This window comes from Parafrankia irregularis (assembly GCF_001536285.1).
GTDB classification, from domain to species: Bacteria; Actinomycetota; Actinomycetes; order Frankiales; family Frankiaceae; genus Parafrankia; species Parafrankia irregularis.
Genome location: NZ_FAOZ01000003.1, coordinates 92389 through 117966 on the forward strand (window position 1 = coordinate 92389; position 25578 = coordinate 117966).

Sequence of the window (25578 nt, forward strand, 5' to 3'; positions counted from 1 at the left end):
GGCACGGCGGCGGGGTGCCCGAACCCGACGGCGGGATGATCCCCGGGAACCAGGCTCCTCATGATGTCCGTCGCGGCACCGGCTCATAGTCTCCGCGTCTGCGCCACGAACGGGCGCCGACCGGAGGAGGCCGTGACCAGTGCCGCATCGGAGGAGATCTGGACGTCATGGTGGAAACCGGGCGCTGACGGCCACGCCCGCCCTCGGTCTGGTGCTGGCACTCATCCTGGCGTTGCTCTCCGCCTGCTCAGGTGACGGCGAGGGCACTTCGGGAAGCGCCGCCCCGGCCGACGCGGGCACAGCCGGCGCCGGCCCGTCCGCCGGGTCCGGCAGGTCGGCACGCCCGGCCGGCCCGGCGGCCGACCTCGCCACGGAACTGTCCGGTGGCAACGGTCCCTTCACCGCCGCGGGCACACCGGCGGATCTGGGCAGCGCCGGGTACACCCAGCGGGAGGTGGCCGCCACCGGCACCGCGTCGTCCTACCGGGCGGTGGGCGCGCTGGGGGCCGACGGCCGCTGGACGTTCGCCCCCGACACCAGCGCGCCCTACCGGACCAGGGTCCTGGTCCGCCGTCCCACGGCGGCCGAGCGGTTCAGCGGCACGGTCATCGTCGAATGGCTGAACGTGAGCGTCGGTCTGGACAGCGACGCGGAGTGGACCACGTTGCACGAGGAGATCACCCGGCGCGGCGATGTGTGGGTCGGGGTGTCCGCCCAGCGGATCGGGGTCCAGGGCGGGCCGGTGCTCGTTCCGGTCACCGGGGCGGCCGGGCTCGCCGGGAAGGGCCTCACCACGATCGACCCGGCCCGCTACAGCACGCTGAACCATCCTGGTGACGGCTTCTCCTACGACATCCTGACCCAGGTCGCCCGCGCGGTGCGGAGCGGCGCGGGCCTGGACGGGCTGCGGCCGCAGCGCCTCATCGCGGCCGGCGAGTCGCAGTCCGCGTACGCCCTGGTGACCTATCACAACGGTGTGCAGCCCCTGACCCGCGCGTTCGACGGCTTCCTCGTCCACAGCCGGGGCGCGACCGGGCTCGGGCTGGTCGGGCCCGGCGAGAACGCCGACCTGGTCAGCGTGCTCAACGACACGCCGACGATCTTCCGGACCGATCTGGACGCGCCGGTGCTGGACGTCCAGACCGAAAGCGACCTCACCGGGGTGCTGAACTCCGCCCGCGCCCGGCAGCCGGACAACCCACACCTGCGGCTGTGGGAGGTGGCGGGCACCGCTCACGCCGACACGCGTCTGCTCGGCCCCGCGGCGGCCGTCCTCGACTGCGGCGTGCCGATCAACAACGGTCCGTTGCACTTCGTGGCCAAGGCGGCACTGCGGGCGCTGACGGTCTGGCTCACGACCGGCGCGCAGCCACCGGTGGCACCCCGCATCGAGGTCGCCGCCGGCAGCGAGCCTCACATCACCCGGGACGCCGACGGCATCGCCGTCGGCGGAATTCGCACACCACCGGTCGACGTGCCCGTCTCGGCCCTCTCCGGTGCCGGCGGCCCGAACACGTCGACGATCTGCGCGCTGGCCGGTTCATCCCGTCCTTTCACCTCCTCCCGGTTGGGCGAACTTTATTCGTCGGCAGCCGACTACCGTCACCGCTACGACGAGTCGGCCAAATCTGCGGTCAACTCCGGATTCATACTGACCGCAGATCTCGAATCACTACGTAAAGCCACCGACACGACCGTGATCCCCTCCTGATCGAGGATCCTCCGAAATCACCAATCACGTTCTCAACCGCATTATTTGCAGCCAGCGGAAACCGTTCGGTCAGGGTCGCGACGGGGAGAGAATCCACGGCCTGGTCGCCAGCCGGCGACCGCGCCCCGGTCGACGCCGAACGCCACGTCGACGCCGCCCGCCACCGCGTCCTTCCCCGTCCGCGCCACAACGCACACGGCCCGGCGCGGCGCACGCGGCCTGGGACGCCGGGGGACGCCCCCGCGGCCAGCCACCCGCGACATCGACCACACGGGCGACCACACGGCCGCGCGCCGAGTGCCGGCACCCCGTCAACTCAATGACTTCTCGGGCTTCCCGGCCGGTCCGCACCGGTGCGGACCGGCCGGCCGCGGCCGCCTCGGGCCTCGGTCTGGCGCCCGACACGGATCACTGCCACGACCCCGGCGGCGAACCCCCAGCCGACCTCCGCACACGGCCACCGCGCCAGCACCAACCGGCGGATGCGGGCCTCGGCGGAACCGAAGCCGGTGCCGTGGCATCACCTGTCTGTCGACCCCGACAGGCTCAACATCGACGGCTATCCGGATGATCCGTCACCGGTTTTCCCGTCCGACGCACGTGGATCCGTCCACTATTTGGTGACCGCCGTCACTGCCAGGAAGGCCGGACCTGCGCTCACCCGGGACGTCGGGGTCGGCCACCCGCCGACAAAACAGTGGCCTCGACCACATCCGCCCACATTCCGGGTGCTACCGCGAGTCCACCGCGGCCCGCTCCGAGGCCGGGCCCGGCCCGGGGGTCGAACCCGCCTCCAGAATCCATCGCAGCGCCATTAACAATGCCCAGAAAATCTTTAGAACGCCATTTCCGAAATTTCGATATCACACTCCTTCGGATGGAAATACGATGTCCGAAATGTCGCCAAACGGGCCCGCGACCTCCATGATCATCTATCTCGTGGCAGCTCCGAAACTTTGGGCGAGCGCCCGATCCAAGGACCGACAGACAGCTCTGCCGGCGACCGTCAACCTCCCCGAGGAATGTTGGCAACGGCGCCGTCTACGGCTATAACGGTGCCCACGCCATATCGCCGTATTCGCCCTCAGTGAGGAACTCGGGTCAGTTCGGTCGTTGTCCGCGCGACCTTCAGACGATCAAGGAAGCGAGCTGCATGCTGCTCACCGCTGCGCGCCGTATTGGCCGCGCCCTGCTCGTGGTCTTACTCGTGACCATGGGGGCCGTGGCACTTCTCAGCCTGGCTCCGGGGTCGGCGGCCTCAGTCATCCTGGGCGAGAACGCGACGCCCGAAGCGATCGACGCCCTGAACGCCGAGCTCGGGCTCGACCGGCCCCTGTGGTCACAGTACGTGCACTGGATCGGCGACGCCGTCACCGGTGATCTCGGCACCTCGCCGATCACACATCAGCCGGTGCTGGACGCGATCATCGAACGTCTTCCGGTCACGCTGGAGCTCGCCGCGCTGGGCCTGCTCGTCGCGCTGCTGGTCGCCGTGCCCCTGGCGGTGGCCTCCGCGGCCTGGCCGGGCTCCCTGCTCGACCGGGCGATCACCGCCCTGTCCTCGGTCTTCCTCTCCGTCCCCGCGTTCATCGCCGGGCCGGTGCTGGTCTACGTGTTCGCACTGCAGGCCGGCTGGTTCCCCGTGACGGGCTGGACCCGCATCAGCGAGGACCCCGGCGAGAACCTGCGCGGCGTCATCCTGCCCGTCATCGCCATCGCGCTCACCGAGATCGCCTCGTTCCACCGGCTGCTGCGCACCGACCTGGTCGGAACGCTGCGCGAGGACTTCATCGGCGCGGCCCGGGCCAAGGGCATGAGCCCCGGCTACGTGATGGCCCGCCACGCCCTGCGCCCCTCGTCGTTCTCCCTGGTGACGCTGGTCGGCATCAACCTCGGGCGCCTCATCGGCGGCACGGTGATCGTCGAGTCCTTCTTCTCCCTGCCCGGGCTCGGGCAGCTCGTCATCTACTCGATCACCGCCCGCGACATCATCACCGTCCAGGGCGTCGTCGTGTTCATCGCCGTGGTCTACGTGGCCATCAACATGCTCGTGGATCTCAGCTACGGCTGGCTGGACCCGCGCGTCAGGAAGGCGGCCACCGCGTGACCAGCCCCGATGTCGTGGCGAACACCACCACCGGATCCAGGACCGCCCCGGCCGGCACCACAGCCGACGGCACCACACCTGACGGCACCTCGCCCAACAACACCCCGCCCAACAACACCCCGCCCGACAACACCCCACCGCCGGCCACGGCTGCGCCCGGCGCGCTTCCCGACGTGCCCGCGGTGCACGAGCGACGCTCGATCCTGGTCGCGCTGTCCTTCGGCTGGCTGATCGCGATGATCCTGCTGGCCGCCATCGCGGACCTGCTGCCGCTGACGTCCTACTCGGTGCCGATCGGCCGGCCGCGCCAGCCACCGAGCTTCGAGTCGTTCGACATGCTTCTGGGCACCGACCAGCAGGGCCGATCCATCCTCTCCCGCTGCATCTACGGCGCCCGGGTGTCCCTGCTCGTCGGCACCGCCGCCGGCCTCATCGGCGCGGCCATCGGCACCTTCTTCGGGATGCTCGCCGGCTACCTCGGCGGGCGTACCAAGGCCGTCATCGGCCTGATCACCGACGCCATGCTGGCCTTCCCGCCGCTGATCCTGCTGCTGGCCCTGTCCTCGATCCTCACCCCCAGCGTGCGGACCCTGCTGGTCGGCCTGACACTGCTGATCATTCCGACCTTCGTGCGCCTCGCGCTGGCCAACACCATCGCCTGGTCGTCGCGCGAGTTCGTCACGGCCGCCCGGAACATGGGCGCCGGCCACGGCCGGATCCTGGTCAAGGAGATCCTGCCCAACCTGCTCCCCCCGCTGGGGGCGTTCCTGCCCGTCGTGATGGCGGCCCTGATCGTCGCCGAAGGCTCGCTGAGCTTCCTGGGCGTGGGCATCCCACCACCGCAGCCGAGCTGGGGCGGCATGATCGCCGACGGCAAGGACGCCATCGAGAACGCCCCGCACATGGTCTTCGTGCCGGCCGCCGCCATTTTCCTCACCGTGTTCGCCCTCAACCAGGCGGGCGACCATCTACGCCACCGATTCGACCGCACTCTGCGCGACTAGCACCGGGCGCGACCAGCACCGGGCGCGACCAGCACCGGGCGCGACCAGCCACCTCTTTGACCGCAGGATGCGCGGCCGCCGCCGCAGCCGGACCCGGCCCGTGGGCGCGGTGTCGGCCGCGGTGCCTGCCACACGTGCGGTTCACCGGGATGTCCGCCACCTCGGGCGACGGTCGGGACGCCGTGGCCCGCCCGGACATCGACGTGCTCCACCACAGCGAAAGGCAGCAAATGTTACGTAGGACCCGAACTGCCGTGGCCGCCATCGTGGGCGGCGCGGTCCTCGCCCTGGGCGCATGCGGCGGTGGCAGCGACACCGCTGACACCACGTCGACATCCGGCGTCACCGGCCAACCGGTGGCCGGTGGCGAGGCGCGGATCCTCGCGCTCAGCGAACCGAGCAGTCTCGACCCGGTGGTCAGCGGGAACAACGCGGTCATCGCCGGCGTCATCGGCAACGCGCTCTACGGCTCGCTGATGATCGACGATGCCGACGGCAAGGTCGTCTACCGGATGGCGGAGTCGTTCGAGACGACAGACAAGGGCGCGAGCTTCACCCTCAAACTGCGCGCGGGCCTGGTCTTCTCCGACGGCACCCCGCTCGACGCCGCGGCCGTGAAGTTCAACTGGGACCGGTTCCGGGACCCGGCCAACCGCTCGACGTACCTCGCGGACGGATCACTGATCGCCTCCACCGAGGTGGTTGACGACGTCACGCTCAAGGCCACCATGGTGAGCCCGGTACCGTCCTTCGCCGGGGCGATCATCAACAGCTCGCTGAACTGGATCGCCTCGCCCGACGCACTGAAGAAGGGCCAGGCCGAGTTCGACAAGAACCCGGTCGGCGCCGGCCCCTTCAAGCTGGCGAGCTGGACCCGCCAGGCCGAGCTCCGCCTGGTGAAGAACCCGAAGTACTACGACGCGCCCAAGCCCTACCTCGACAGCCTCGTCGTGCGGGCGGTGACCGACGCCGGCCAGCGCATCAACACGGTGACCAGCGGCGGCGCCGACATCGCGATCGACTCGAACCCGGTCAACATCGACAAGGGCAACTCCGCGGACCTCAACGTCAACGTGGCCGCGCTCAACGGCGGCTTCTTCATGGCGTTGAACACCCGCCGGGCGCCGTTCAACGACATCCGGGCCCGCCAGGCGTTCAACGCCGCGATCGATCTGGACGCGGCAAACCTGGCCGTCTACAACGGCACCGGTGAGGTCCCCGAGACGCTGTTCACCAAGGACTCACCGCTCTACGCGGACGTCCCGCTGCACAAGACCGACAAGGCGAGGGCCCAGCAGCTGTTCGACGAGCTGGCAGCCGAGGGCAAGCCGGTCACCTTCACCTTCACCTCGTTCGCGAGCACGGAGAACCGCACGCTGGCGGAGAACATCCAGGCGCAGCTCAGCAGCTACAAGAACGTCAAGGTCGAGGTCAAGGTCGTCGACTACGCGGAGGTGCCCAAACTACGCAGCACCTATGACTTCGACATCCTGGTCAGCTCCGCCTTCTTCACCAACCCTGACCCGCGGCTGACCACGGCGTTCGCCAGCGGCTCCGCCGCCAACCTCTCCGGCATCGAGGACAAGGCGTTGACCGATGCCCTCGCCGCCGGGCGGGTCGCCACGACGGACGCGGAACGCAAGACCGCGTACACCACGGTGCAGAAGCGGCTGGCCGAGCTCTCGCCGCTGGTGTTCTACACCCGGCCGAACTTCGCCGCGATCGCCGGTACCGACGTCGGCGGTCTGCATCAGTACGGCAGCGGCTCGCTCCTGCCCGAGGAAGTCTGGATCAAGAAGTAGCCGGTCGTCCGCAGGGCGGAGGAGAGGTCCCGCATCCCATGAGCATCGAGTCCGTCAAGAGCGCTCCGCAGGCAACGAGCGCCGAGCCCACCGGCAGCGCCGAGCCCACCAACAGCACTGAGCCCACCGGCAGCGCTGGGCCTGTTCTGCAGGTGCGCAACCTGCGTGCGTACATCGGCACCCCACGCGGTGTCGTCCGGGCCGTCGACGACGTCTCCCTCGACCTCGACCACGGCCAGGCGCTCGGTGTGGTCGGCGAGTCCGGGTCCGGCAAGTCGGTGATGGCTCGGGCGATCATGGGGCTGATGCCCGGGCGGTCCGCCTGTTCGGGTGAGGTCCTGTTCCAGGGCCGGGACCTGCTCTCCCTCCCCCGCCGGCAGCGCGCCGAGATCTGGGGCAAGCAGATCGCGATGGTGTTCCAGGACCCCGGTCGGTCGCTCAACCCGGTCGTCCGGGTGGAGCGCCAGCTCACCGAGGGAATGCGACGCCATCTCGGCGTCAGCCGTACCGAGGCGCACACCCGGGCCCTCGACCTCCTGCGGGAGGTCGGGGTGCCCGACCCCGAACGGCGGCTGCGCAACTACCCGCACGAGCTCTCCGGCGGGATGCGCCAACGCGTCATGATCGCGACCGCGCTGGCGTGCGAGCCGACGCTGCTGATCGCCGACGAGCCGACCACGGCGCTGGACGTCACCGTCCAGCGCCAGATCCTCGACCTGCTGCGGCGGGTGCAGCGCAGCCACGGCATGTCCATGATCCTCATCAGTCACGACCTGGCCATCGTCGCCGGACGCACCGACCGGACCGCGGTGATGTACGCCGGCCGGCTCGCCGAGGCCGGCTCCACCGGCGAGGTCTTCGGCGCGCCGCGGCACCGCTACACCCACGCGCTGCTCGAGGCGACACCCACCCTCACCCACGAACGCCACTCACCGATGCGCCTCATCACCGGCTCCCTGCCCGACCCGACCGACCCACCGGCGGGCTGCCGGTTCGCGCCGAGATGCGCGCACGCCGACGCCGCGTGCTCCGAGCCGGGGCCGACGATGGCCTCCGTCGGCGCTGACCACCAGGTCGCCTGTCTGCGTCCCGCGCAGACCGGTACCGAGAACCTCACCGGAGGTGAGCTCGTTGGCCGGTAGCGGGACCGCGCATCTACGTGGCGAGGAAGCCCTGCTCAGCGTGCGGGAGCTGGTCGTCGAGTACCCGACGGGCGGCGGGGTCGTGCAGGCCGTCTCGAAGGTGAGCTTCGACGTCCTGCCCGGCAGGACGCTCGGCATCGTCGGCGAGTCCGGCTGCGGCAAGTCCACCACCGGTCGGGCCGTGCTGCGCCTCGACCGCCTCACCGCCGGCGAGATCACCTTCGCCGGCGAGCGCATCGACGGTGTGAGCGAGAACCGGATGCGCGAGCTCCGCCGCTCCATCCAGATGATCTTCCAGGACCCGGTGGGGTCGCTGAACCCCCGGCGCGCCGTCAGAGACATCGTCGTCGAGGGCCTCGCCGTCGCCGGGGTACCGAAGTCCGAGCGCGCGACCGCCTCGGCGGAGGTTCTGTCGCAGGTGGGGCTCGGCGGCGAGCGGTTCGCCGACATGCTGCCGCGCCAGCTCTCCGGCGGGCAGGCCCAGCGGGTCGCGATCGGGCGCGCGCTCGCGCTGCGGCCCCGCCTGCTGATCTGCGACGAGCCCGTCTCCGCGCTGGACGTCTCCGTGCAGGCGCAGATCCTCAACCTGATCGAGGAGCTCAAGGCCGAGTTCGACCTGACCGTCGTGTTCATCGCCCACGACCTCGGGGTGGTGCGGGCGGTCAGCGACGACGTCCTGGTCATGTATCTCGGCAAGGTGTGCGAGTTCGGCGACGCCGACCTGGTCTACGACCAGCCCGCGCACCCCTACACCCGGGCGCTGCTCGACTCGGTGCCGCTGACCGACGCCGGTCGCGGCTTCACCGGCCCCGCGCTCGAGGGGGACCTGCCCTCACCGCTGGCGCCGCCGTCCGGCTGCCGCTTCCGGACCCGCTGCCCGCGGGCCGAGGAGCGCTGCGAGGCCGAGGAGCCACCGGTCCTCGAGATCCGTCCCGGACAGTTCGCCGCCTGCCACTTCCCGCTGACGCCGGTGACGGTGGCCGTGTCGGCCGCACCGGCGGACACCGCCGTCGAGCCGGAGCCCACCCCGACCGCCGATGCGACGCCCACGCCCACGCCCGATGCCACGCTCACGGCCCAACCCACGTCCACGAACGAAGCCGAGCCGGCCACCGGGCAGAAGACGACCAAGGTGCTCAGCGGCCCGGACGCCACCGGGTGATCCACCGGAAACCGCCTCGACCGGCCGCGCCGGAACCCGCGATACCGGCTGAACCGGCGGCAGCGCGGCCTCAGAGGGCGGTGCGGGCGACGGTGGCGACGCAGTAGGGCTTGCCGGCCGGCCCGCGGGCGGTCACCTTGTACACGGCGACCGTGCGCCCGCGGTGCTCCGGCACGACGTCGTAGCTGACCGGGGCATCCACCTCGGCCCGGCGCAGGTAGTGCACGGTAACCGAGGTCGTCCGCAGGAGGCCTTCGGGGTCGTCGGCCGCCACCGCGGCCTGCTCCACACCGCAGAACAGGATGCCCCCGTGCACGGCACCGCTGCCGTTGCCGAACTCCGGGCGGGCCGGCACCACGATCCGCGTGCCGCCCGTGGTGTCGCCCGACCCGGCCACGGCTGCGGCAGCCGCGGACGTCCGGGCAGCTGCGGAGGAGGCGGAGGAACCGTTCGACGCGGCGGGCCCGAGGACGTCGAGAGCTGACAGATCGCTCGCCCCGGCCACGGCCGTCGCGCCGGTCCGCTCGGGCTGCGCCCAGCCGGCGGCGACGAAACGCAGCTGCGCACGCCCGGTGGCGACCAGCCGGCCCGCGCCGTCGACGATCTCGCAGTGCGACAGCCCACGCGCCGCGTCGACGTCGACGACCGTGCCGTATGCCCGCAGCAGCGGCCCGGACCAGGGCGGCGGCGTGACGATCTCGACCGAGAGCTCGAACGTCACGAGGTGACTCCCGGTGGGGCGCGCCATGAAGACGGGCCGGCCGAGAACATCGTCGACCAGCACGCCCAGGGAACCGACCGCCGTGGTGGCGCCGACGCCGGTCAGCCAGGGGCCGACCCCCATGGTCAGCTCGGCGCCGTCGGGCCGCTGCCGGTAGCCGCCGACCCGGAAGATCGCCTGTGGCCCGCCGATCTCCTCATCAGCCGCGGCGTCCGTGGCCGCCGCGGCCGGGGCCGGGGCCGGGGTTGGCACAGACGGAACGGACGGGCCTGTCGCCAGGCCGAAACCACTGGTCACGAACGGATGCCCTCCATGCTCGTCCACTGCGGCGTCTCCGCCACGAGGTCCGGACGCATGGTTCGTGCCGCGGCAGCAGGATCAGCCTTCGCATCCTGCGGTCCGCTCCGCCGCCCGGACAAGCCGGGGACGCCTGCGTGTCAGCAAAGACACATTCCGGGCACCGAGCCGGGCCGGGCAGCGGGCGAGGCGTCGGGCCAGGTGTCAGCTCGGCAGGAACGGGTTGTCCCAGGTGTCGAGAGCCGTCACGGTGCCCACCGGGCGGCGCCGCACCGGACCGTGCCTGCCCTCCGGCCAGCCGGCCGCGACCAGCGACGCGATCCGCCAGTCGTCCGGCATCCCGATGACCGACCGAAGCTTGTCCTCCCCGAAGGTGAACCACGTGCTCGGCACCGTGCCGAGCCCTTCGGCCCGGGCGGCGAGCAGGAAGTTCTGCATGGCGGGGAAGATCGAGCCGGCCTCGATGAACTCGGAGACGAACCCGGACAGGCGGTAGCAGAACAGCACGTAGACCGGCACCTTCTCGAAGTTGTCGACCAGGTGCAGCATGGTGCGGGTGAGCCGGGCCTGGCGTGACATGTCGTCGGGGGCCGGCGGCTCGGCCGACTGGCCGTAGATGGTGCGGACCCAGTCCCAGCCCTCGCGGAAAGCCGGGCCCAGCACGGCCCGCGCCTCGGGCGACCGCAGGACCACGAACCGCCAGGCCTGCGCGTTCGAACCGGACGGAGCCCAGGTCGCCGCCTCCAGGCAGCGGGCGAGCACCTCGTCCGGCACCGGGTCGGGGCGGAACCGGCGCAGCGAGCGCGCGGTGCGCATGGCCTCGCGCAGGTCGATGGTGGGCGCGGTCCCGGGTTCGGAATCACTCATTCGGCTTTACTCCTTCGGCACCGCGCCCCTGGACGGACACGACGCGGCATGAGGGAAACGACAGCGGTGACGACGTGGCTGAACGACAGCGGGGCCGGGCCGGTCAGGCCAGGGCCTTGTCCGCCCATGCGAGCAGCGGCGGGGCGAGCAGGGGCCAACGGGCGAACAGGCCCTCCTCCCTCGCCTCGGGGGTGTGCCGGTCGTTCCACTCGGTGTCACCCCACGGCGGCTCGGCGAGCACGGCCCGCGGGAGCAGCCGCGCGATGTGCTCGGAGGTCTCGCGCCGGTGGTGCAGGTCGCTCTCGCCGCTGCGGAACACCAGGGCCGGGATGTCCAGGCCGCGCGCGTCGTCGTCGGGCAGGCCCGGGACCAGCTCACCGTCGCGCGGGCTGTAGACCGCCATCCACCGCTCCATGGTCGCCAGGAACTCCCGGCGGTCCTGGTCGAGGATGCGCTGGCGGTTGGCCGGGTTGCGGGTGATGGGCTCCTGCCATTCCGGCAGGTCGGCCACGGCCTCCATCCCGTGGTGCCAGGCAGCGGTGAAGGAGCCCGCCGCATAGTGCACGCCGATGCTCATCAGGCCGTACACGCCCCCGCTGAGCCACCAGATCGCGAGGCCGGCGGCGATGTCGCGGTGGCGCGCGGCGGTGAGCAGGGAGACCCGGGAGCCGCCCGAGCCACCCGCGATGACGGTCGGGCCGAGGCCGAGGTGGCGGATCAGCCCGGCGAGGGCGTCGGCCTGCATCTGCGACTCGGACTCGCCATCGAAGCAGACGTCCGACTCGCCGGTGTTGGGACGGTCCCAGACCAGTACCCGCCGACCGGTGGCGGCGATCTCCGCCGCAAGCTCACGGATTCCCGGATCGTCCTTGCTGTACCGACCACCCGGAGTAATCACCCAGGGCTGCCCGGCAGTGCCGATCAGGTCGTAGGAGATCGATAACCCGTCAACCGTTGCTAGTGCCATGGCTCACATATTAACATTGATATCTATGTCAAGTTCCTTAAAAGAGAGTGGCCTGTTCATCGTCGACGCGGACTCCCACTGGTCCGAGCCGCCGGATCTGTTCACCAGGCGCGCGCCGGAGGCGTATCGCGACCGGGTTCCGCGGGTGGCCGATGTCGACGGCACTCCTATGTGGATCTTCGACGGCAAGCCGGTGGGGCGCTTCAGCGCCGCCGGTGTCATCGGGCGCGACGGCCGCAAGGAGGCCGCCGACATCGCCCTGCACCACTGGACGGTCGACCAGGTGCACGTCGGGGCCTACGACCCCCAGGTCCGCCTCGGGGTGCTCGACGAGTGCGGCATCGACGCCCAGATCATCTTCCCGAGCACGATCGGCCTGGGCGGCCAGGACCTCGGCGCCGCCAGCGACCCGGCGCTGACCAGGCTTTCCGTCGAGATCTACAACGACGCGATGGCCGAGATCCAGAGCGACTCGAACAACCGGCTGCTCCCGCTGCCGCTGATGCCCGCCTGGGACGTCGACCTGTGCGTGCGGGAGGCCAGGCGCGTGCACGCGCTCGGCGCCCGCGGGGTCAACATGACCTCCGACCCGCAGGACCTGGGCGCCCCGGACCTGGCCAACCGGGCCTGGGACCCGTTCTGGGAGGTCTGCACCGAGCTGCGGCTGCCGGTCCACTTCCACATCGGGGCCAGCGTCACGACGATGACGTTCTACGGCAAGTACCCGTGGGAGTCCCACAGCAGCAACACCAAGCTCGCCATCGGCGGCACACTGCTGTTCATCGGGAACGCCAGGGTCGTCACCAATCTCATTCTCTCCGGTATCTTCGACCGGCATCCGGGGCTGAAGACGGTGTCGGTGGAAAGCGGCGTCGGCTGGATCCCCTTCATTCTCGAGGCCCTTGACTACGAGATGTCGGAGAACGCTCCGGAAGAACTCGCCGCACTGAGCAAGGCGCCCTCCGAGTACTTCCGCAGCAACATCTACGCCACCTTCTGGTTCGAGAAGAACCGGAACAAGCTACCGGCCCTCATCGAGGCCGTCGGCGAGGACAACATTCTTTTCGAGACCGACTTCCCGCATCCGACCTGCCTGTACCCGAACCCGCTGGAGACCGTCGCGCCCAAGCTGGCGACGCTCGCTCCCGAGACCCGGGCGAAGATTCTCGGGGAGAATGCACGCAAGCTGTACCGGCTCTGACCCTGCACCGGCTCTGACCTTGTACCAGCGCTGACCTTGCACCAGCTCTGACGCATCGCCGCCGCGGTGGCCCGCTCCTCCCGTTCCCGGCCACCGCGGCATCCCCTGTCCGCCACCGCAGCAGGCCCGGCGCCTGCCTGCGAGTCAGGAGTACGCCCGCGTGAAGACGATCGGCCACTGGATCAACGGCACCGCCGCAGCCCCCTCGGACCCGAGCCGCCTGGGCCCGGTGTTCGACCCGGCCCGCGGGGTGCAGACCGCCGAGGTCACTCTCGCGTCACCGGCGGATGTCGACACCGCGGTCCGCGCGGCGGTGGAGGCGGCGCGCACCTGGGGCGCCTCCTCGCTCTCCCAGCGGGCGACGCTGCTGTTCCGGCTGCGTGAGCTGCTCGACGGCAGCCGGGACGAACTCGCCGCGGCCATCGCGGCCGAGCACGGCAAGGTCCACTCCGACGCGCTCGGCGAGGTCGCCCGAGGCATCGAATGCGTCGAGTTCGCCTGCGGCATCCCGCATCTGCTGAAGGGCGCGCACAGCTCGGAGGTCTCCCGCGGGGTGGACGTCCACACCGAGCTGCACCCGGTCGGGGTGGTCGCGGGGATCACCCCGTTCAACTTCCCGGTCATGGTGCCGCTGTGGATGCTCTCGAACGCGATCGCCTGCGGCAACACGTTCGTTCTCAAGCCGTCGGAGAAGGACCCGTCGGCGTCGCTGCTGCTGGCCGATCTCGTCACCCGGGCCGGTTTCCCCCCCGGCGTCTTCAACGTGCTCCAGGGTGACGCGGAGGCGGTTCGCGGCCTGCTGGCCCACCCGGACGTCGACGCGATCTCCTTCGTCGGCAGCACGCCGGTCGCCCGCAGCATCTACGAGACCGGCACCGCGGCGGGCAAGCGGGTGCAGGCTCTGGGCGGGGCGAAGAACCACATGGTCGTGCTGCCCGACGCCGACCTCGACGCGGCCGCCAACGCCGCCATCTCGGCCGGCTACGGGTCGGCGGGTGAGCGGTGCATGGCGATCTCGGTCGTCGTCGCCGTGGGCGACATCGGTGACAGGCTCGTCGAGGCGATCGCGGCCCGCATTCCGGACGTCGTCGTCGGTCCGGCTACGGACGAATCCTCGCAGATGGGCCCGCTGATCAGCGCGGAGCACCGTGACCGGGTCCGCTCGTACGTGCAGCGGGCGACCGACGAGGGTGCCCGTGTCGTCGTCGACGGCGAGACCGCCGGCCGCCCGGACGGATATTTCGTCGGATGCTCGCTGGTCGACGGGGTGAAGCCGGGAATGCGGGTCTACGACGACGAGATCTTCGGCCCCGTTCTCAGCGTCGTGCGGGTCGACACCTACGACGACGCCATCGCCCTGATCAATGACAACCAGTACGGCAACGGCGTCGCGCTGTTCACCCGCGACGGCGGCGCCGCCCGCCGGTTCACCCGGCAGGTCGACGTCGGGATGATCGGCATCAACGTGCCGATCCCGGTCCCGGTGGCCTGGCATTCCTTCGGCGGCTGGAAGGCCTCCATCTTCGGCGACGCGCCGATCTACGGCCCCGAGGGAATCCGCTTCTACACCCGCCCGAAGGTCGTCACCTCGCGGTGGCCCGAAACCGCCGCCGTCAGCGCCGTCGACCTGGTCTTCCCCGCCAACCGCTGACAACCGCTGGCCCACCTGCCGACGCGCCCACCAGAAACCGGTCGGCCGGCCGATCAGAGTCGATCGGCCGGCCGGCCTCCCCGTGTTTACCGGCTCGCGTTCCCGGCTCCCGCTTTCCCTGCTCCCGCGTTCCTACTGCGGCGCGCGGCGCAGGATCTGGCGGGCCTGCGCGACCAGCGGCGCGTCGATCATCTGGCCGTCGAGCAGGAACACCGCGCTGTCGGTGCTGCCCGCCACGACCTTCTCCGCCCAGGCGACCTCGTCCGCGGACGGGCGGAACGCCTCACGCACCACCGCCGCCTGCGACGGATGAATGCAGGCCTTCGCCACGAAACCGGACGCGACCGCCTCGTCGGCCTCCGCCCGCAGCCCCACCGCGTCGGCGGTGTCGAGGAAGACCGTGTCGATCGCGGGCACACCGGCCACCGCGGCGTTGAGCAGCACCGTGGACTTGGCGTACCGCGCGACGTCGCGGTACCTCCCGTCCGCCAGCCGGCTCCCGCTGCCGCCGATCGAGGCCATCAGGTCCTCGGCGCCCCACATCACGCCCGCCAGGTTCGACGCCTGCACGATCTCCGGGGAGGCCAGCACCCCGCGGGCCGTCTCGCACAGCGCGACCACCTGGTACGGCGCCGCTTCCTCGACCTGGCGGGCGCTCTCCGCCTTGGCCAGCATGATCACGCGATACTCGGTCCGCCCGAGGGCGCGGAGGTCCTCGTCGTAGTCGGCGGTGGTGCGCGGGTTGACCCGCACGATCACCCGCGACGGATCCACCGGGTGCTCGACGAGCGCCTCACGGGCCAGCGGCCGGCGCGCCGCGGAAACCGCGTCCTCAAGGTCGAGGATCACCGTCTCGGCGGCGGCCAGCGCCTTCTCGTACCTGTCCGGCCGATCGGCGGGGCAGAACAGAAGGGATGCGCCCAGGGTCCACTCGGTCACGCTTTCTCCAACCTCGACAAGAACCGGCGAGAACTCATGCCCACCGGGATTCAGCCCGCCGCATCCGAATCGGCCTCGCCGGCCGGAACCCGCAACATCAGCGCGGTGCGCTCGGCGAGCGCCACCAGCTCACCCTTCTGGTTCAGGGCCCGGTGCTGGAAGACGACGATTCCGTTCGTCGGCCGTGACCGGGAATCCCGCTTCGACAGCACCTCGGTCTCCGCGTAGAGCGTGTCGCCGGCGAAGACGGGGGCCGGGAAACGGATTTCACCGAACCCCAGATTCGCGACGGTGGTGCCCTGCGTGAGCTGCGCGACACTGAGCCCGACCAGGATGGAAAGGGTCATCATGCTGTTGACGAGACGCTCACCGAACTCCGTCGACGCACTGGCGGCGGCGTCCAGATGCAGGCTCTGCGGGTTCATCGTCAGCGTGGAGAAGAGGGTGTTGTCCGCCTCGCCGACCGTACGGCCCGGGCTGTGGGCGTAGACAACACCGGTCTGCAGTTCCTCGAAATAAAGCCCTCGCTGCTGAATTCGCTTCACATCTCCACCCGAATGTATCCGCCGTTTTCCCAGCCGCACAACATCCTGTACTGTACGGAGGAGGCAAGACGACTGTCAACGTTTACACCGACCCGTCGGCACGCGACCCGGCCGGACTCATATCAGTTTTTCCGGTGCCGGTCGAGCCGACCACCCTTCACGGTGGCCAATATCGCTTTTCGATGTCGGTCGTGATGTCAGCCTGTATTCGAATTCCCGATCAGCCTGGAGGCCGCCACCCGCGAGCGTGGTCGGGGTGAAAGTCTGTGGCACAGATCCGCCACCCTTCGGGATCGCGGGGAGTTTGGCGGGATATGGTTACCACCCGCTCTCGCATGAGAACTATGAGTCGTTGGAGGGGTTTGGGGAGTGACAAGCGTGAAAGTTTTTGGTCGTCAGAACGACCAGGATCCTTCACGCTTGTCCGGTAGCGACACCAGACGCGGTTGCGGCCCGGCTCCGCCGGTTCGGTGACGGTGCCGGACAGGTCGAAGGACCGGCCCTGCTCGGGAAACAGGTCGCGGCCGGCGGGACGGCACCGAAACCGACAATGACTCGTGGCACGGACGGATGACTGCGGTACGTTCTGGGAGAACCGCTACCGCGAGACGGAACGGATGTGGACGGGCGCTCCGAACGAGCTGCTGGTCCGCGAGATCGGCTCCGTCGGACCGACCACGGCCCTCGACCTGGGCTGCGGCGAGGGCGGCGACGCGGTCTGGCTGGCCGCGCGCGGCTGGCAGGTCACCGCGGTCGACATCGCGCCCACCGCGCTGGAGCGGGTGCGGGATGCCGCGCGGGCCGCCGGCGTCGCCGAACGCGTGACGCCGCTGTGCCGGGACCTGGCCTGTGGGCCGCCGTCCGGTGAGTTCGGGCTGGTCGTCGCGATGTTCCTGCACTCACCGGTCGGCATGCCGCGCGGCGAGGTGCTCCGCGCCGCGGCGCAGCGTGTCGCCACGGGCGGCACCCTCCTCGTGGTGGGCCATTCCGGTGCCCCGTCGTGGCAGCCCCGGACCAGCCCGCACACCCGCCTCACGACCCCCGACGACGTGCTCGCCGAGCTCGGCACGACGGTGCGGGGGTGGTCGGTGGACCTGCGGGAGATGTACGAGGCACCGATGTCCCGCCCGAACGGGCAGGTGGGTTTCCGGGTCGAGAACGCGCTGCGGCTGGGCCGCCCGGTCTGAGACCGGGCGGCCGCGCCCGTCGCCGGGAGGCGGATCAGGCGGTTCGAGCGGTTCAGTCGCGTCAGGTGGTCACGATCGACACACCGGCCGTTCCCGGCGCGCCGTAGAGCTGGGCGTAGCCCACCCGGGGGTTGCCGGGGACCTGCCGCTCGCCGGCCTGGCCTCGGAGCTGCAGGACCAGCTCGTGGATCTGGCGCAGGCCGGAGGCACCGACCGGCTCGCCGTTCGCGATCAGACCGCCGTCGGTGTTGACCGGCAGCCGACCGCCGATCTCGGTCGCGCCCTCGGCGAGGAGCTTCTCCTGCTCACCGTCGGCGCAGAAGCCGTTCTCCGCCATGTGGATGATCTCGGCGCCGGAGTCGGTGTCCTGGACCTGGATGACGTCCACATCGCCCGGGGCGATCCCGGCCGCCTCGTAGGCCGCCCGGGAGGCGTAGACCGTCGGCGCCTCGGCGGGCTCGACCGCGGCCCAGGAGCTGTGCACCTCGTGGGCCCCGTAGGTACGGGTCCGCAGCACGCTCGCCCGCAGGTAGATCGGGTTCGACGTGTACCGGCGCGCGATGTCGGCCCGGCAGAGCACGACCGCGGCCGCCCCTTCGTCCGGGCTGCAGAACATGTACTTGGTGAGCGGGTAGTTCAGCATCGCGGAGGAGAGGATCTCCTCCTCCGAGATCGCCTTGCGGCGGAACGCGTTGGGGTTCAGCACACCGTTGCGGTAGTTCTTCGCGGCCACCCGCGCCAGCGTCTGGTGCGAGATCCCGTGGTCGTGCATGTAACGGTTGATCTTCATGCCGAAGAACTTCGTGGTGAGGAAATGGCCGATATCCCCGTACCACGGCGGAGCGCTGTAGTGGACCGGGTCCGCGGTGAAGGCGCCGAACGCGTGCTTGTCCATGCCGACGGCCACGCCGATGTCGTACTTGCCGAAACGGATGGCGTCGGCGGTGAGATCCAGTGCGGTCGCGGCGGTGGCGCAGCCGTTGTAGACGTCCATGAAGGGGATGCCGGTCAGCCCGAGCAGGCCGACGACCGCGTCGGGGTTGTCCACCTCGCAGCTGCCGCCGAAGGCGAACTGCACCTGCTTCCACTCCACGCCCGCGTCGGCCAGCGCGGACCGGATGGCCTCGGCCCCCATCTGGATAGCGGACTTGTCACCGAAACGCCCGAAGGGGTGGATGCCCACCCCGATGATCGCGACGTCCTCCATCTCAGTTTCCTTCCTCTGCCGGCGCGAACGCGTAGGACATCACCTGGGTGCCGTCGGAGTCGGTACGGAACGGGTAGATCACCAGCTCCAGCTTCATTCCGAAGCGGATCTGCTTGGGATCACTCACGGTCAGGCGGCCCTCGACGCGCACGTCGTCGCCGAGCTGCACCAGACCCATCCCGAACGGCTTGAAGGTCTGCGGGGTCTCACCGCTGGCGTAGGGCTCCTTCGGCAGGAAGTCCTGCGTCGTCCACGTCCACAGGGTTCCTTCCCGCGGCAGCAGGAGCTGCTCCATCTCCAGCTTTCCGCACCGCGGGCAGGAATCCTGGGCGGGAAAGGTCACCGCCGCGCAGCTCGCGCACCGCGCGCCGATGAGCTGTGGTTTCTCCGCGGGCCAGGTGAAGACGTCCGGAGCAAAGGGAACTTGGGCCATCAGAACACTCCTAGCATCTCGACCAGCCCGTAACGTGGTCACCGGCTTTGCCCAGGTGAATGAATGAGTCTTTTCCGTCGTTCGACGCGAACGCGCGTCGCCCCTGACCGTGCGCCCTGAGCCGGAAAAGGCCGGTGGGAGCGGAACCGCGCCGCGCCGGAACGCGGCCGCCGGCGAAAGCGCACCGCCGACTCCCCTGCCAGACACCGCCCCTGCCCGCCTGGTGGTTGCGGCTGGCGCAGCACGGCCGGTACGGGGACGGCATGCAACGGATTCCAACCCTCCGCGTGGTCAGCTTCGTTTCGCCGGACGACGGCGATCAGCAGCCGGCGAATGCCGGCGGCCTTCGGGTAGGAGGAGCATATGCGCATCCGACCCGCACCCGCACGATAAGGATCTCCGCCGCGGGCGACGCCAATCCAGGCCGGACCAGGGCGGATGCCCCTGGCACGCCGCCGTGGTCCGGGCCAGCCCCGCGCAGGCCCCGCAGCGTCGTGACCATGCCGACATACCAGGCCACGCCAACCCGATTCTGTGCTTTCCGCCTGCAGAGAACGCCCCTCTCGGCCCGACGACCACGAGGCGCCGCCGGCAGCGGCGGATTCCGCCAGTCCCGGCGCCACCCCTGGCTTTCCACCGCCAAGGCCGGTCGCAACCCGCTGACCTGCAGAAATCCGTAGATACGGCCGAAAGTTCCTGATAGATTCGCAGATGCGGACCAAACCGTGGTACCGCGGGAGGAGGAACGGCGGTCGCCGACACCGCTGCGGTCCCCGACCGGCCCGCCGCCCGTCGCAGACCGGCCTGCCGGCCCGTCTCTCCCTCAGGTTTCGTCCGGAGCTGTGGAGTATGCGCGCCGTTCTCATCCCACCCGCGCACACGGGTGCCACCAGCACGACCGAACCGGCCGACGTGGCCCACCCGTGAACCGCGCGACCACACAGCGCACATGGGAGAACGACCGGGTCCTGCTCGACCAGGCCTATTCGCCCGGCCTGTACGTACCCGACCTGGCCTACCACCTCGACGAGTACGCGGCGCGATCGGCGCTCGCCCGGCGGACCCTGCGCTGGGAGGAGATCTCCTACGGCCCGTCCTACGCCGAGGCCCTCCATTTCTTTCCCGCGGTGGCCGGCTCGACGTCGGCGGCCAGGTCGAGCGCGGTCCACGCCTCGCGCGCGCCGTACTCGGCTCACCGCGGAGCCCCACTGATGATCTTCATACATGGCGGCTACTGGCGGGATCCGAGCCGCTGGGAGTCATCCTTCGCCGCCGCGGACTTCGTGCGCGCGGGCGCGGCCTTCGCGGCGCTCGGCTACGGCCCGGCGCCGGAGTTCCGGCTGGACGACATCGTGGCCCAGGTACGACGGGGCGTCCTGTGGCTCTATCGGCACGCGACCGAGCTCGGCGTCGACCCCGGCCAGATCTTTCTCGCCGGCGCCTCAGCCGGGGCCCAGCTGGCGGCGATGTGCCTGGTGGACCACTGGCTGCCGATCACGTTGCGGGTGCGCGACGTCATCCGGGGGGCCTGCCTGGTCAGCGGTGTGTACGAGCTGGAGACACTGCGGCACTCGTACCTCGGGGAGGCGTTCGGCCTCAGCGCGGCGGAGGCCGCCCGCAACAGCCCGCTGCGCCACGTGTTCCGGGCGGCGAACCGCGCGCCCCGGGCACACCAGCCCGGGGCGGGGCTTCCGCCACTCGTGCTCGCCAGTGGGGAGCGGGAGACCGCGGCCTTCGCCGCCCAGCACGGATGGTACGAGGCCGCACTGCGCCAGGCGGGCGCGCACGTGACCTCGCTGGTGGCCGCGGCGCGTCACCACTTCGACCTGCCGCTCGGCCTGGGAGACCCGGCCACGCCTCTGGGCCGGGCGACGCTGGCGCAGCTGAGGGTGGGGCCGGGACCGGAGCTCAGGTCGGGACCGGAGCTCCGGTCGGGGCCGGAGCTCGGGCCGGGGCCGAACCAGCGGTCGGCGGGTGTCATGCGCCGGCGGTGACCCACGGCCCGGCCGCATGACCAAAGTCGCTGAGCACTGCTGCTTGTGACCCACAGAGAGTGATTTCGTCGATTCGCCACGTATCTTCAGCCTAAATGGCGAAATATCCGCTTCGTTCAGTTTGCGGGCGGTTCCGGTCCAAGGAGGGGCTCGGCGGTGGCGGAGAAGATTGGTCCGGAGTTCGGTCCGTTGGCGGCTCTGGCCGGCGAATGGGAGGGCGACCAGGGCGTGGACGTCGCCTTCGGTAACGCCGAAGGCAAAATGATCACAACGCCGTTCCGGGAGAAGATGACGTTCAAGCCGTTCGGCCCGGTGAACAACGGCGCCCAGCAGCTCTACGGGCTGGATTATCACATGATCGCGTGGCCGCTCGGCAAGGACAAGGCGTTCCACACCGAGATCGGCTACTGGCTGTGGGACTCCGTGCTCGGCCACGTCATGCGCTGCTTCATGGTGCCCCGAGGCCAGGCACTGATCGCCGCCGGCACCGCGGCTCCGGACGCGACCAGCTTCACGCTGCGCTCCGACCTCGGCTCCACCACCTACGGGATCCTCTCCAACCCCTACCTGGCCCGCGCGGCGAACACCACCGCCTACCAGGTGACCGTCACGGTCCGTCCGGACGGGTGCCTGGAGTACGAGGAGACCACGACGATCGACCACGCGCGGGTCGCCGACCCGGTCGCCCACACCGACCGCAACGTGCTGCGGAAGCTGTCCGCATAGGCCTGGGTATCTGACAACGGCGGCACCCGGGCCGACCGGGGCCGTGCCATTTGAGCGTGGCCGGGAACTCACGACGGTTCCGCGCGCTCACCACGGCCCCGTCTCCCAGGTGCCCGCGCGACGTCCCTCGCCCACACCCATCGGCCGGGAGCGTCCCGGCCGGTATCCCGCTGATCCACGACGGACCCTCGCGACGCCACAGCCTGCTCCCGGCACTGACGACGTAGGCTTGAGGGCGTTTCCGACTTAACCGGTCGGGTATTCGTGGATTATGTCGTCAGGGGATACCGCTCATGAGCGCAACAGATGACCTGCTGGCCAACGCCGCCGTCTACGCCCGCGACTTCGACAAGGGCGACCTGCCACTGCCCCCGGCCCTCGGCGTCGCCGTCGTGGCCTGCATGGACGCCCGGCTGAACGTCTACGGCCTGCTCGGGCTGAGCGAAGGTCAGGCCCATGTCATCCGCAACGCCGGCGGCGCGGTGACCGACGACGAGATCCGCTCGCTGGCGATCAGCCAGCGCCTGCTCGGAACCCGCGAGATCATCCTTATCCACCACACCGATTGCGGGATGCTGACCTTCACCGACGACGGCTTCAAGGCCCAGGTCGCCGCCGACACCGGCATCCGCCCGCCGTGGGCGGCCGAGGCCTTCACCGACCTCGACGAGGACGTCCGCCAGTCGATCGCCCGGATCCGGTCCAGCCCGTTCATCCCGCACACCGACGCGGTCCGCGGTTTCGTCTACTCGGTCGAGAAGGGCACCCTCACCGAGGTCAGCTGACGGAGGCCAACCGGCCGCTCGTCCCGTCCTGATGCCGCCGCCGCGGTGCCGACCGGGTCCGGCCCGCCGCCAGTGCGGACCCGTACCGGTCGCCGACGCGGTCGCGCGGCTATGGCACCGTGTCGGGTAGGCGCGGCACTCGATCGTCGCGGTCGCGGCCCCTTCGCGCAGCACATTGACGGGACCGGACATGTGGCAGGCGGATCTCGGGTCGAACGACGACCAGGCGGCACCGCCGACCGCAGGTGTCGCCGCTGGCCACGGGCCGGCGACCGGCTCCCCCGGCAACGCCCGTAACGGCTGACGGCTGACGGCTGACGGCTGACGGCCCATTACTTTCATCCATTCAGCGCCACCCGCTCGAACAGATGCCGCATCGCCGACCTCGCCTCCGCCCACCCGAGAATTCTTTCGACGGTGGATATCAAAATTTAGCAGCCGCAAAAATTCACCAGGTGCATAACACGCCACCTTAACCTGGCGCACAAACCGTCCGAAAACATCTGTAGCTGTTGACAAGTCTTCGACACGCCACGAAGCTTGGTCCCGCACGCGAACCGAGGAAGCCGCCAAAGGCACCTGGCCGCCGCAGCAGCGGCACCGTCGACACGTCCAGCATGTTCTCCGGACAACCATCCGGACTGCTTTACACCCGCCGTTTCCCCGGCAGATCATTCCTGTCTCCAGCCAGTGCGACGGCCCGGCGTCAGGAATTCAGTTGCGGCAGATCCCTGCGGCGTCCAATCCCTTTCCCGCATGGCGCCCACCGGGGCGCCGAACACGCGCGATCCTGGAGACCTCCATGACTGAGCAGACCGTCGAAACCCCGCTCGCCGCCCCTCGGCTCAGCCGCCGGAGGTTATTCGGCACGGCCGCGGTCGGCGCCGCCGTCGCTGCCGGGGTCAACGGCCTAGGCGCGTCCCCGGCACGGGCCGCGGCCACGACGGCGGCTGTGCCCACCACGGTCCAGCGGGAGCGGGCCGTGGTGGTCGGTAGCGGCTTCGGTGGAGGCGTCACCGCCCTGCGCCTGGCCCAGGTCGGAGTGTCGACCCTGGTACTCGAGCGCGGGATCCGGTGGCCAACCGGCCCGAACGCGACGACCTTCTGCCGCTTCTCGAACATCGACAACCGGTCGTCGTGGCTGACCGACCACGCCACGATCGGTGGCGTCGTGAAGACCTGGGATCCTTACGTCGGTGTCATCGAAAGCATCGCCGGCAACGGAATGACGGTCAACTGCGGAGCAGCCTACGGTGGCGGTTCCCTGATGTACCACGGAATGACGCTGCAGCCGACCAGGCAGAACTTCGCCAGGTCCATGCCGGCGGCGGCGGGCCTCTATGACGAACTCAACTTCTGGGCCTATCCCCTGGTCGCCCGCATGCTCGGAATATCGACCATTCCAGACGACATCATGAACACGGACCCCTACAAGTCCTCCCGCCTGTTCCGCTCCATCGTTCCGCAGGCCGGGTTGGATCCCGTGGCGGTTCCGCTGCCCGTGGACTGGAACTTCGTACGCGGTGAGCTGGACGGCAGGTACGCGCCGACCTACACCACCAGCGACATCGCCTTCGGCGTCAACAACGGTGGCAAGCACTCCCTCGACGTCACCTATCTCGCGGCGGCCGAGGCCACCGGGCGGGTCCGGGTGTCGACCCTGCACGTCGTACGCGACATCGCCCTGGACTCCGACAAGCACTGGGTGCTCTCCGTCGACCGCATCGACACCGGCGGCGTCCTCCAGGAGCGCAAGACCATCATCGCCGACGCGGTCTTCCTCAATGCCGGCTCCGCGGGCACGACTCGCCTGCTGGTCAAGTCGAAGGCCAAGGGCCTGATTCCCAACCTTCCCGACTCGATCGGTACCCAGTGGGGCAACAACGGCGACCGCATCTTCGCCTGGATCGGCATGAACGGCGACGCGGGGACGATCCAGGGCGGACCGGCCTGCGTCGGCGGCCGTGACACACAGGCCACGATCCCCTACACGGTCCTCCACGCCGGCTCACCGGCGCCCACAGGCGGCAACAAGGTGCTGACCGTCGTCGGCCTGGGTATCGTCGACAATCCCGCGGGCACCTGGGCCTACGACGCGGCCAAGGACGACGCCGTGCTGACATGGCCGGCCAGCAGCGACGCCGCCCTACAGCAGCTGATCGCCGCGAAGATGCAGCAGATCGCCCAGGTCGGCGGCGGGTTCATGTTGGACACCAACGCCCAGGCACCGTCGACCTGGCATGCCCTGGGCGGCGTCCCGATGGGCTCCGCGGTCGACCTGGCCGGCCGGGTCCTCGGCCAGCGCGGGCTCTACGTGCTGGACGGCGCACGCATCCCGGGCTCGACCGGTGCCTGCAACCCGTCGATGACCATCGCCGCCCTCGCCGAACACAGCATGTCCAAGATCATCCTTCAGGACGTGGGTCGCGTCTTCTGACGCCTCCTGCTCACCTGCGTTCGGCCCCTTCCCCGCGCAGGTGACCCCCGGCCGCGCCATCACCCCCGGCTACCTGTCGACGGACGCGGGATGGTGGCGCGGCCGGGCAGCGGGCATGGTGCTGGGAGTCGTCGCGACCAGGAGGTGACCATGACGAAGGTTTCCGGTGCCGGCGCCGGGCTGCTCACCGACGCGTTCGGGCGGATCCGCGAGGTCGTGCACGAGGCCGTCGACGGGCTGAGCGCGGACGAGCTGAACGACCGCCCGGGTGGCCGCGCGAACTCCATCAGCTGGCTCGTCTGGCACCTGAGCCGGGTCCAGGACGACCACATCGCGGACGTCGCCAGGTCTGACCAGGTGTGGTTCTCCGGCGGCTGGGAGCAGCGGTTCGGGCTCCCGGCGACGGCCGGCCCGGCGAACCGATACCGGTCGATCGGGTACGGGCACAGCTCCGCCGACGTCGACACCGTCCGCGTCACCGATCCCGCCCTGCTCGTCGGCTACCACGACGCCGTCCACGACCAGACCGTGCGTTTTCTGGCGGGGCTCGCCGACACGGACCTCGACAGGGTCGTCGACACCTCCTGGGATCCGCCGGTCACCCTCGCGGTGCGCCTGGTCAGCGTCGTGTCGGACGATCTGCAGCATGCCGGTCAGGCGGCATTCGTCCGCGGGCTCGTCCACCCGGGCTGA

General features: G+C 70.2%; 21 protein-coding genes. 14 read left to right on the forward strand and 7 right to left on the reverse strand.

Annotated elements, in window-relative coordinates; genetic code table 11:
* The first annotated feature begins 139 nt into the window (after positions 1-139).
* The 6 genes from AWX74_RS05445 to AWX74_RS05470 all read left to right on the forward strand — a co-directional run bounded on the left by AWX74_RS05445 (position 140) and on the right by AWX74_RS05470 (position 8928).
* Entirely contained in the window at positions 140-1711 is a 1572-nt protein-coding gene (locus AWX74_RS05445) for an alpha/beta hydrolase domain-containing protein (protein WP_242666085.1), read from the forward strand.
* 1153 nt (positions 1712-2864) lie between these two features.
* The gene (locus AWX74_RS05450) at positions 2865-3818 is read left to right on the forward strand and encodes an ABC transporter permease (protein WP_091272249.1); all 954 of its coding nucleotides are present in this window, start codon (positions 2865-2867) and stop codon (positions 3816-3818) included.
* Complete coding sequence (locus tag AWX74_RS05455; RefSeq protein WP_091272251.1) at positions 3815-4822, forward strand: ABC transporter permease; 1008 nt, start codon at positions 3815-3817, stop codon at positions 4820-4822. The genes AWX74_RS05450 and AWX74_RS05455 overlap by 4 nt, the downstream gene beginning before the upstream one ends.
* Before the next feature lie 230 nt (positions 4823-5052).
* Positions 5053-6624 carry an ABC transporter substrate-binding protein gene (locus AWX74_RS05460; RefSeq protein WP_091272878.1) on the forward strand — a complete coding sequence of 524 codons (1572 nt, stop codon included), beginning with the start codon at positions 5053-5055 and terminating at the stop codon, positions 6622-6624.
* A 38-nt stretch (positions 6625-6662) separates the two neighbouring features.
* Entirely contained in the window at positions 6663-7766 is a 1104-nt protein-coding gene (locus tag AWX74_RS05465; protein ID WP_226930877.1) for an ABC transporter ATP-binding protein, read from the forward strand.
* Positions 7747-8928 carry an ABC transporter ATP-binding protein gene (locus tag AWX74_RS05470; RefSeq protein ID WP_423212962.1) on the forward strand — a complete coding sequence of 394 codons (1182 nt, stop codon included), beginning with the start codon at positions 7747-7749 and terminating at the stop codon, positions 8926-8928. The genes AWX74_RS05465 and AWX74_RS05470 overlap by 20 nt, the downstream gene beginning before the upstream one ends.
* 70 nt (positions 8929-8998) lie before the next feature.
* Here AWX74_RS05470 and AWX74_RS05475 read toward each other — a convergent pair whose 3' ends face one another.
* From AWX74_RS05475 to AWX74_RS05485, 3 genes are all read right to left on the reverse strand, one after another.
* Positions 8999-9973, reverse strand: a complete 975-nt coding sequence (locus AWX74_RS05475; protein ID WP_091272255.1) for a PaaI family thioesterase — start codon at positions 9971-9973, stop codon at positions 8999-9001.
* Between the two features lie 177 nt (positions 9974-10150).
* A complete protein-coding gene (locus tag AWX74_RS05480) occupies positions 10151-10813 on the reverse strand; it encodes a nitroreductase family protein (RefSeq protein WP_091272257.1) in 663 nt (220 codons plus the stop codon).
* A 103-nt stretch (positions 10814-10916) separates the two neighbouring features.
* Positions 10917-11780 carry an alpha/beta fold hydrolase gene (locus tag AWX74_RS05485; protein ID WP_091272260.1) on the reverse strand — a complete coding sequence of 288 codons (864 nt, stop codon included), beginning with the start codon at positions 11778-11780 and terminating at the stop codon, positions 10917-10919.
* Positions 11781-11805: 25 nt separating this feature from the next.
* Here AWX74_RS05485 and AWX74_RS05490 point away from each other — a divergent pair, with 25 nt between their 5' ends.
* The gene (locus AWX74_RS05490) at positions 11806-12981 is read left to right on the forward strand and encodes an amidohydrolase family protein (RefSeq protein WP_091272263.1); all 1176 of its coding nucleotides are present in this window, start codon (positions 11806-11808) and stop codon (positions 12979-12981) included.
* 160 nt (positions 12982-13141) lie between these two features.
* Positions 13142-14632 (forward strand): CoA-acylating methylmalonate-semialdehyde dehydrogenase, encoded by a 1491-nt coding sequence (locus AWX74_RS05495; RefSeq protein WP_091272266.1) that lies wholly within the window; start codon positions 13142-13144, stop codon positions 14630-14632.
* Positions 14633-14764: 132 nt separating this feature from the next.
* Here the strand turns inward: AWX74_RS05495 and AWX74_RS05500 are convergent, their stop codons facing one another.
* Positions 14765-15571: an HpcH/HpaI aldolase/citrate lyase family protein gene (locus AWX74_RS05500; RefSeq protein ID WP_091272269.1), complete on the reverse strand. Its 807-nt coding sequence runs from the start codon at positions 15569-15571 to the stop codon at positions 14765-14767.
* A gap of 50 nt (positions 15572-15621) precedes the next feature.
* The gene (locus AWX74_RS05505) at positions 15622-16116 is read right to left on the reverse strand and encodes a MaoC family dehydratase (protein ID WP_006538464.1); all 495 of its coding nucleotides are present in this window, start codon (positions 16114-16116) and stop codon (positions 15622-15624) included.
* Positions 16117-16673: 557 nt separating this feature from the next.
* Between AWX74_RS05505 and AWX74_RS05510 the strand changes: the two genes are divergently transcribed.
* Positions 16674-17303 carry an SAM-dependent methyltransferase gene (locus tag AWX74_RS05510; RefSeq protein ID WP_091272271.1) on the forward strand — a complete coding sequence of 210 codons (630 nt, stop codon included), beginning with the start codon at positions 16674-16676 and terminating at the stop codon, positions 17301-17303.
* A 61-nt stretch (positions 17304-17364) separates the two neighbouring features.
* On the opposite strand, the gene AWX74_RS05515 is transcribed toward AWX74_RS05510, so the two are convergent.
* Both AWX74_RS05515 and AWX74_RS05520 read right to left on the reverse strand, forming a co-directional pair.
* A complete protein-coding gene (locus AWX74_RS05515) occupies positions 17365-18510 on the reverse strand; it encodes a thiolase family protein (protein WP_091272273.1) in 1146 nt (381 codons plus the stop codon).
* A 1-nt stretch (position 18511) separates the two neighbouring features.
* On the reverse strand, positions 18512-18943 hold the full coding sequence (locus tag AWX74_RS05520; RefSeq protein ID WP_054567376.1) for a Zn-ribbon domain-containing OB-fold protein: 432 nt from the start codon (positions 18941-18943) through the stop codon (positions 18512-18514).
* Between the two features lie 923 nt (positions 18944-19866).
* On the opposite strand from AWX74_RS05520, the gene AWX74_RS05525 reads away from it, so the two are divergent.
* The 5 genes from AWX74_RS05525 to AWX74_RS05545 all read left to right on the forward strand — a co-directional run bounded on the left by AWX74_RS05525 (position 19867) and on the right by AWX74_RS05545 (position 25578).
* Positions 19867-20937 (forward strand): alpha/beta hydrolase, encoded by a 1071-nt coding sequence (locus tag AWX74_RS05525; RefSeq protein ID WP_091272276.1) that lies wholly within the window; start codon positions 19867-19869, stop codon positions 20935-20937.
* Positions 20938-21093: 156 nt separating this feature from the next.
* Positions 21094-21663: a heme-binding beta-barrel domain-containing protein gene (locus AWX74_RS05530; RefSeq protein ID WP_091272279.1), complete on the forward strand. Its 570-nt coding sequence runs from the start codon at positions 21094-21096 to the stop codon at positions 21661-21663.
* Positions 21664-21956: 293 nt separating this feature from the next.
* Complete coding sequence (locus AWX74_RS05535; protein ID WP_091272281.1) at positions 21957-22448, forward strand: beta-class carbonic anhydrase; 492 nt, start codon at positions 21957-21959, stop codon at positions 22446-22448.
* Between the two features lie 802 nt (positions 22449-23250).
* Positions 23251-24885: a GMC oxidoreductase gene (locus tag AWX74_RS05540; RefSeq protein WP_091272284.1), complete on the forward strand. Its 1635-nt coding sequence runs from the start codon at positions 23251-23253 to the stop codon at positions 24883-24885.
* A gap of 150 nt (positions 24886-25035) precedes the next feature.
* Complete coding sequence (locus AWX74_RS05545; RefSeq protein ID WP_091272286.1) at positions 25036-25578, forward strand: mycothiol transferase; 543 nt, start codon at positions 25036-25038, stop codon at positions 25576-25578.

Bases quoted from the DNA above. Each gene is read 5' to 3' on its own strand.
- AWX74_RS05450 (WP_091272249.1), top strand. From the start codon at position 2,865: ATGCTGCTCACCGCTGCGCGCCGTATTGGCCGCGCCCTGCTCGTGGTC.
- AWX74_RS05460 (WP_091272878.1), top strand. From the start codon at position 5,053: ATGTTACGTAGGACCCGAACTGCCGTGGCCGCCATCGTGGGCGGCGCG.
- AWX74_RS05465 (WP_226930877.1), top strand. From the start codon at position 6,663: ATGAGCATCGAGTCCGTCAAGAGCGCTCCGCAGGCAACGAGCGCCGAG.
- AWX74_RS05480 (WP_091272257.1), bottom strand. From the start codon at position 10,813: ATGAGTGATTCCGAACCCGGGACCGCGCCCACCATCGACCTGCGCGAG.
- AWX74_RS05485 (WP_091272260.1), bottom strand. From the start codon at position 11,780: ATGGCACTAGCAACGGTTGACGGGTTATCGATCTCCTACGACCTGATC.
- AWX74_RS05490 (WP_091272263.1), top strand. From the start codon at position 11,806: ATGTCAAGTTCCTTAAAAGAGAGTGGCCTGTTCATCGTCGACGCGGAC.
- AWX74_RS05515 (WP_091272273.1), bottom strand. From the start codon at position 18,510: ATGGAGGACGTCGCGATCATCGGGGTGGGCATCCACCCCTTCGGGCGT.
- AWX74_RS05520 (WP_054567376.1), bottom strand. From the start codon at position 18,943: ATGGCCCAAGTTCCCTTTGCTCCGGACGTCTTCACCTGGCCCGCGGAG.
- AWX74_RS05535 (WP_091272281.1), top strand. From the start codon at position 21,957: ATGAGCGCAACAGATGACCTGCTGGCCAACGCCGCCGTCTACGCCCGC.
- AWX74_RS05540 (WP_091272284.1), top strand. From the start codon at position 23,251: ATGACTGAGCAGACCGTCGAAACCCCGCTCGCCGCCCCTCGGCTCAGC.
- AWX74_RS05545 (WP_091272286.1), top strand. From the start codon at position 25,036: ATGACGAAGGTTTCCGGTGCCGGCGCCGGGCTGCTCACCGACGCGTTC.